Genomic DNA, 5,796 nt, shown 5'->3' with positions numbered 1-5,796 from the left:
GCATGCAGGTGTACCCGTTTCCGGGTGCCAGCTCCGCGGCGCGGGACACGGGACTGTGTTGCCCGCCGGCGCACGGCGGCTCGGGACGGTGAATCTCACGAGTGCGGGCCGCCGAGGTGGCGGGGTAGATCGAAGGCGAGCACCCGGTCGAGGTGGACAAAGGTTTCGAATTTGGCGCCCGGGGCGATCGCGGCGTCGGACTCGACGTGGTGCATCAGGTCGAGGACCGCCGGCACGTCGAGGTTTCGGTCGAAGGCGCGATACGTGGCCTCGAGGATGTCTGCGGGCATCGGGACGGAGATGTGTGTGCTCCAGTCGGCGACGCGCTGCCGCCATCGATGCAACAGCCCCGCGGCGTCGGCGATCCGTTCCATGGTCAGCGGCGCTTGCTGCCGGTAGTGCGTCGAGAGCAGCACACAACGCAGCGTCAGCGGGTCATGACCGGCGTGGGTCAGATCGTCGAGCGGCTCGGACCCGGCCGCGGCACCGACGGTCAGCGCAGACTCGGCAGTGTCGTCCTCGGCCGCGGTCACCATGAGCCCGACCGGGGTGCCGACTGCGGCTGCGGCGGCGTCGGCGGAATCGTAGATTCCTGCCGGTGGGCGGATCATCCACGCGTCGAGATCGCCTGGTATCACGGGTGAACCGGGTCGGGGGGCGAGGAGGGTGAGTGCGACCTGTGAGCGGTGCACATCCTCGAGGACCCGTCGGGTCAGGTCGGCGACAAGGAGTGTGCGGACCGCCCCGGCTGTCGCGGCGCGGTCCGAGGCGGGCATGCGTACACACAGGTGGACGACGCTGCCCGGCGTACCGAGTGTGGTGGGTGGGACGTTGGCTCCGGAGAGGATCAGCATCTTCTCAGTCTCGTCGCGGCGGTCTCGCCCGGGACAGCCCTCGCCCGCATTGGGGACGGGGCCGGTGCCAGACCGTGCCGTGGCCAATCGTCGTTGCTCAGCCCGTGAGACCCCCACGGCCCGTGTTGCGATTGCCGCCGGTGAGCGTGGGACCGGCCGGTGCGAGCGGGACGGCATCGCGGGAGATCGCGTCCAGGGCCCACGCGCAGAATGGGAAGCTCGATGCGACGGAAGTGCGGGAGGCGCGGGATCGGGCGGAGGGAAGTGCCCGATTCCGCCGCGCYGGTCGTGCGGAGCTCGGTGCACCGGCCATCTGGTCGGKCTCGTGTGCGCTGCGGGATTTCCGCCGCGGATGCGACATGTCCGGCCGTTGTGGCGGCTGGGCCCTCAGGTGTCGAAGGTGGCGCCGTGCGCCGCATTGTTCACCTGGGCATCGGCGTACCCGCCGCAGTAGTCCCAGGTGGCGTACGCCTCGGGGGTCGGGGCATAGGCCGGCTCGTGCGGGCGGACGGGGCCGCCGGCCAGAAGCTSGAGGAGGTCGGYGCGGAGCATGTCCCAATCCTGGTAGTGATCGTGCTGACAGTCCTCGCAGTATTCGACGAGACCGCGGATCCCCTGATGTGCCAGCAGCGCCTCGTACACGACGAGGTCGGCCAGATCTTCCTCCACTGCGAGCCGCTCCTGGGGATCGAGTGGCTGGCCCGGCTCAATGGCGTCGAGGGCTGCTGCCGGGTCGGCGGGGTCRCCGGCGAACGGGTCCAGCGGGAGGCCGGGAGGCAGTYGATCGTGCACGGCACCACAGTACGTGTTGAGATGCGGCGAAGATTGACCGGAGATGGATCGGTGATCTGGCCCGCCGATCAGGTCGTGTGCTCGGTGTCCGACGTACTCGATGCTGGCCACCATCGAACTCGCCGCCTGGCACCGGGCTCCTGCCCACCCAGCGCGAGAATGAGATCGCGAACGCACTGCGCAAGCACAGCGATGCGAGGGTGTGCCAGATCGCGTTCCGCATCGACCCAACGCACCGGGACCTCACACGGCGCGAGTTATCGACGGTGACCGCCGTGAGCACCGGGGCCACCTGACAGGCGCACTTAGCCTCGGTGACGCCACCTGCTCGGGTCCGCGCTTCTGAACTGCTAGTTCAGCGCACTGTTGCCGGGAGAACGCCCCGCGAATCTRTTCGGCAGGGATTCGCTGCGTTCGGCCGTGGGCGATGGAGGCAACTCTCGCCGAGTTGTCGAGCGCGGTTGTCGGCCTCGCGCGCGGCCGGTGGATACGGCGGAGTCAATTGGCCCTGCGGTGCGCAGCATGGTCACGGCCGGTTGTTCGCGGCCGGTGTTTTCGCCGGGATGGTTCCGCGGCGGATGTCGCCGGGGGCGGGCCGGGCCGTCGGATACGTGATGTGTTCGGCCGAGTCCAGCAGCCAGGGCACGCTGGTGACCATCACTCCCGGGGTATACAGCAACCGGCCCTTGAGCCGCAGGGCGCTCTGGTTGTGCAGCAGGTGTTCCCACCAGTGCCCGACGACGTATTCGGGGATGTAGATGGTGATCACCTCGCGGGGGTTGTCCCGGCGGATGTTCTTGACATAGTTGATGATCGGCCGGGTCACCTCCCGGTACGGGGACGCGAGCACCTTCAGCGGCACCGGCATACTCTGCTTGTCCCACTCCCTCTGTAGGCGGGGGGTGTCGTCGCTCTGCACGGTGACGGCCTCGAGGATCGAGGGCTGGGTGGCGCGGGCATAGGCGAGGGCGCGGGCGGCTGGTTTGTGCAGCTGGGAGATCAGCACGATGGCGTGCACCCGGGAGGGTAGGTCGAAGCTGTCCTCGTCGAGGACCAGGGCGGCGGCGACCCGGTCGTAGTGCCGGCGGATGGCCTTCATCATCACGAACAGGATCGGCATCGCGATGACCACCAGGTAGGCGCCCTGGGTGAACTTGGTGGCGGTCACGATGATCAGCACCAGCCCGGTGAGGGCGCAGCCGATCCCGTTGACGGTGCGCCGCAACCGGATGCGGTGCCGTTCGGCCCGGTCGGGTTCGGCGCGCAGGAGACGGTTCCAGTGCCGCACCATCCCGGCCTGGCTGAGGGTGAAGGAGGTGAACACCCCGAGGATGTAGAGCTGGATCAGGTGGGTGACCGAGGCGTCGAAGATGACGATCAGGAGGCCGGCGGCCAGGGCCAACAGCACGATGCCGTTGCTGAACGCCAGCCGGTCGCCGCGGGTGTTGAGCTGACGCGGCAGGTAGCGGTCGCGGGCCAGGATCGAGGCGAGCAGCGGGAACCCGTTGTAGGCGGTGTTCGCCGCGAGGATCAGGATCAGCACGGTGGCGGCCTGGATGTAGAAGAACCCGACATTGGTGGTCCCCCCGAACACCGCGGCCGCGATCTGCGCGATCACGGTGCGCTGCGGATCCGTCTGGCAGTTGCCGGTGAACCCCACCAGGTCGCAGGTGTGTTCCGCGATGCGAACCTTGCTGATGATGGCCAGTGCGGTGATGCCGGCGAACATCACGATCGCGGTGGCCCCCATCGCCACCAGGGTCTTGGCGGCATTGACGCTCTTGGGTTTGCGGAAGGCGGGGACCCCGTTGGAGATGGCCTCCACGCCGGTCAGCGCGGTACAGCCGGAGGAGAACGCGCGCAGCGCGAAGAACACCAAGGCCAGCCCGGTGATCCCGGAGTGTTCCGGGGTGATCGAGTAGGCGGCGCTCTCGGCGACCGGCGCATCCCCGAGGAGCACCCGGATCAGGCCGGTGACGATCAGGACCAGGACACCGGCAATGAACCCGTAGGTGGGGACCGCGAAGGTTTTGCCGGATTCGCGGACCCCGCGCAGGTTCATCGCGGTCAACAGGACCACGAAGCCGACCGCGATCGCCACCCGGTACGCGTTGAGGGACGGAAAGGCGGAGATGAGGTTGTCCACCCCGGCGGCCACCGACACCGCGACGGTCATCACGTAGTCGACGAGCAGGGCGGCGGCGACCGTCAACCCGGCGGATGGCCCCAGGTTGCGGTTCGCAACCTCGTAGGATCCGCCGCCGCTCGGGTAGGCGAACACCACCTGCCGGTAGGAGAGCACCACCACCACCGCCAGCAGCACCACCACCGCCGCACCCAGGTACGGGGTCAGATACAGGTACGCCAGCCCGCCCAACGAGAGGACCAGCAGAATTTCCTGGGTGGCGTAGGCCACCGACGAGAGGGGGTCGGAGGCGAAGATCGGCAGCGCCAGCCGCTTGGACAGCAACTGGTCACCGAGATGCTCACTGCGCAGCGCACGCCCCAGAATCAGACGCCGCGCCGCATGGACGGCTTTGGACACCGCCGAAGCMTAGACGCGGTTCGGCACTGCACTCGGCTCTCGGGGCGTAAGGATTTCGCTAAGAAACCAGCCGGCTGCGGAGGCGCTCTGCTACGACGGAACGATGGCATGCCGGAGATCTGCACAACGGACACGAGCCGACCAATCGGGCCGAGGCCGTCCATCAACGCGCCGACCTCGCCGTCATCTGGCTCCATCCGGACCCGCACCGTTCCGGTCACCTGATCAGTCAAAGCCAGTGCCGCCATTGCGAACCCGACCAACAGGCATTCGACATCGCCTGCACCATGTGGCGACGGTCTCATTCGCACCGATGCACTCGCTGAACTCCCGCAGCCGGAGGTGCTTACCCGAGCCGGTTCAACGGTGGCCCAATGCCGCAAATGGGTCCACCACTCCGACCCTGCTCTGCCCCGCAGATTGGAAGAACATCTTGCGTCGCCGGCTTCGTGAAGGCCCGACCTCACTGAAACGAATAAGCAGCATTCGAACAATGGATCTCCACCAGCAAAATTTGGATTCGTGCACCGGGTGCTGCCACGCAACGAAATCTTGCCGCGCAACGACCGACAACGCGTTGTGCGCCCGCACCGCGTCGGCAATCGACCTCGGCCCCGCCTCCGATCGCACGATGGGGTTGCGTCGCAGCGTGTGGACGGACGTTGGATATGCAACCGGGTGGCGCCGACATCGGCTTCTCCGGTATACCTCACAAACAGGGTATTCGGTTTTGTTATCTGAAACGAGTCGTAACCGATACCCGACGCCGATAGAAGAAACATTCCCGAGGTGGCGGATCCGTCTCGACGGCTCCGCTGCGTGGGAACGGAAGGAACCACAGTGCTGTCCGTAGGACCCTCATCGCTGCCGCCCACCGAGGGGACCGCCCCCGGTGCCGGGGTCTGGCGGGAGGACGCCGCGTGCCGCGGCATCGAATCGTCGGTGTTCTTCTCTCCGGACGGGGAACGCGGTCAGGCCCGGGCCCGACGCGAAGAACGGGCCCGGCGGATCTGCGAGGACTGCCCCGTGCTCAGCCGGTGCCGCGACCACGCCCTGGCCACGGGCGAACCCTACGGAATCTGGGGCGGCATGACCGAGACCGACCGCAGACGGCACGCCCGCCGGCTACGCCGCGGCGAGTACCGGCCTCTCACGCCGCGGCACGCGCGACCGGAGTCCGGCGGAACCGGGGACGCGGCTCCTGGTAACTAGCACTAGCGGCCTTCTGGTAGCTACTCGGGATGAGCGCGGAAGCCCCGGCGGCCGGCGGAGTGCACGATGATGATGCGTATGCGGATGAAGTTTCACGAGCAGCTCGACGGCCTGACCGACCGGTTGGCGTCGATGTGCCATCTGGCCGGGGAGGCCATCGAGGTGGCCACCGACTCCCTCGTGCGGGCCGACCTTCCGCAGGCGGAGCGGGTGTTCGACCTCACCGAGCAGATCGAGCAGTTACACGGTCCGTGCGAGGAGCAGGCGCTGGCGCTGCTGGCGTTGCAGGCCCCGGTGGCCCGGGACCTGCGCCAGGTCGTCACCGGGGTGCATCTGGTGTCGGATCTGAGCCGGATGGGCGGGCTGGCGCAACACGTCGCCGAGAGCGTGCGC

Annotated in this window: 5 protein-coding genes; 2 read left to right on the top strand and 3 right to left on the bottom strand. The window is 67.9% G+C overall.

Going from position 1 to position 5,796, the window contains the following annotated elements; translation table 11 throughout:
* Positions 1–95 precede the first annotated feature (95 nt).
* The 3 genes from AC1DWT_RS49200 to AC1DWT_RS49190 all read right to left on the bottom strand — a co-directional run bounded on the left by AC1DWT_RS49200 (position 96) and on the right by AC1DWT_RS49190 (position 4,191).
* Positions 96–854 carry a cysteine--tRNA ligase gene (locus tag AC1DWT_RS49200; RefSeq protein WP_206015693.1) on the bottom strand — a complete coding sequence of 253 codons (759 nt, stop codon included), beginning with the start codon at positions 852–854 and terminating at the stop codon, positions 96–98.
* A gap of 387 nt (positions 855–1,241) precedes the next feature.
* Positions 1,242–1,646, bottom strand: coding sequence for a DUF5319 family protein (locus tag AC1DWT_RS49195; RefSeq protein ID WP_477926056.1), 405 nt, complete (start codon positions 1,644–1,646; stop codon positions 1,242–1,244).
* A 526-nt stretch (positions 1,647–2,172) separates the two neighbouring features.
* Entirely contained in the window at positions 2,173–4,191 is a 2,019-nt protein-coding gene (locus AC1DWT_RS49190; RefSeq protein ID WP_477926055.1) for an APC family permease, read from the bottom strand.
* A gap of 843 nt (positions 4,192–5,034) precedes the next feature.
* Between AC1DWT_RS49190 and AC1DWT_RS49185 the strand changes: the two genes are divergently transcribed.
* Complete coding sequence (locus tag AC1DWT_RS49185; RefSeq protein WP_387494004.1) at positions 5,035–5,403, top strand: WhiB family transcriptional regulator; 369 nt, start codon at positions 5,035–5,037, stop codon at positions 5,401–5,403.
* A gap of 78 nt (positions 5,404–5,481) precedes the next feature.
* Positions 5,482–5,796, top strand: a 315-nt coding sequence (locus AC1DWT_RS49180) for a phosphate signaling complex PhoU family protein (protein WP_477926057.1), incomplete at its 3' end; no start/stop codon positions are given.

This window comes from Rhodococcus sp. P4_B6 (genome assembly GCF_056402215.1).
The sequence above is the reverse complement of the archived record's forward strand: the minus strand, read 5'-3'. Positions and strand labels throughout refer to the sequence as shown.

Bases quoted from the DNA above. Each gene is read 5' to 3' on its own strand.
- AC1DWT_RS49200 (WP_206015693.1), bottom strand. From the start codon at position 854: ATGCTGATCCTCTCCGGAGCCAACGTCCCACCCACCACACTCGGTACG.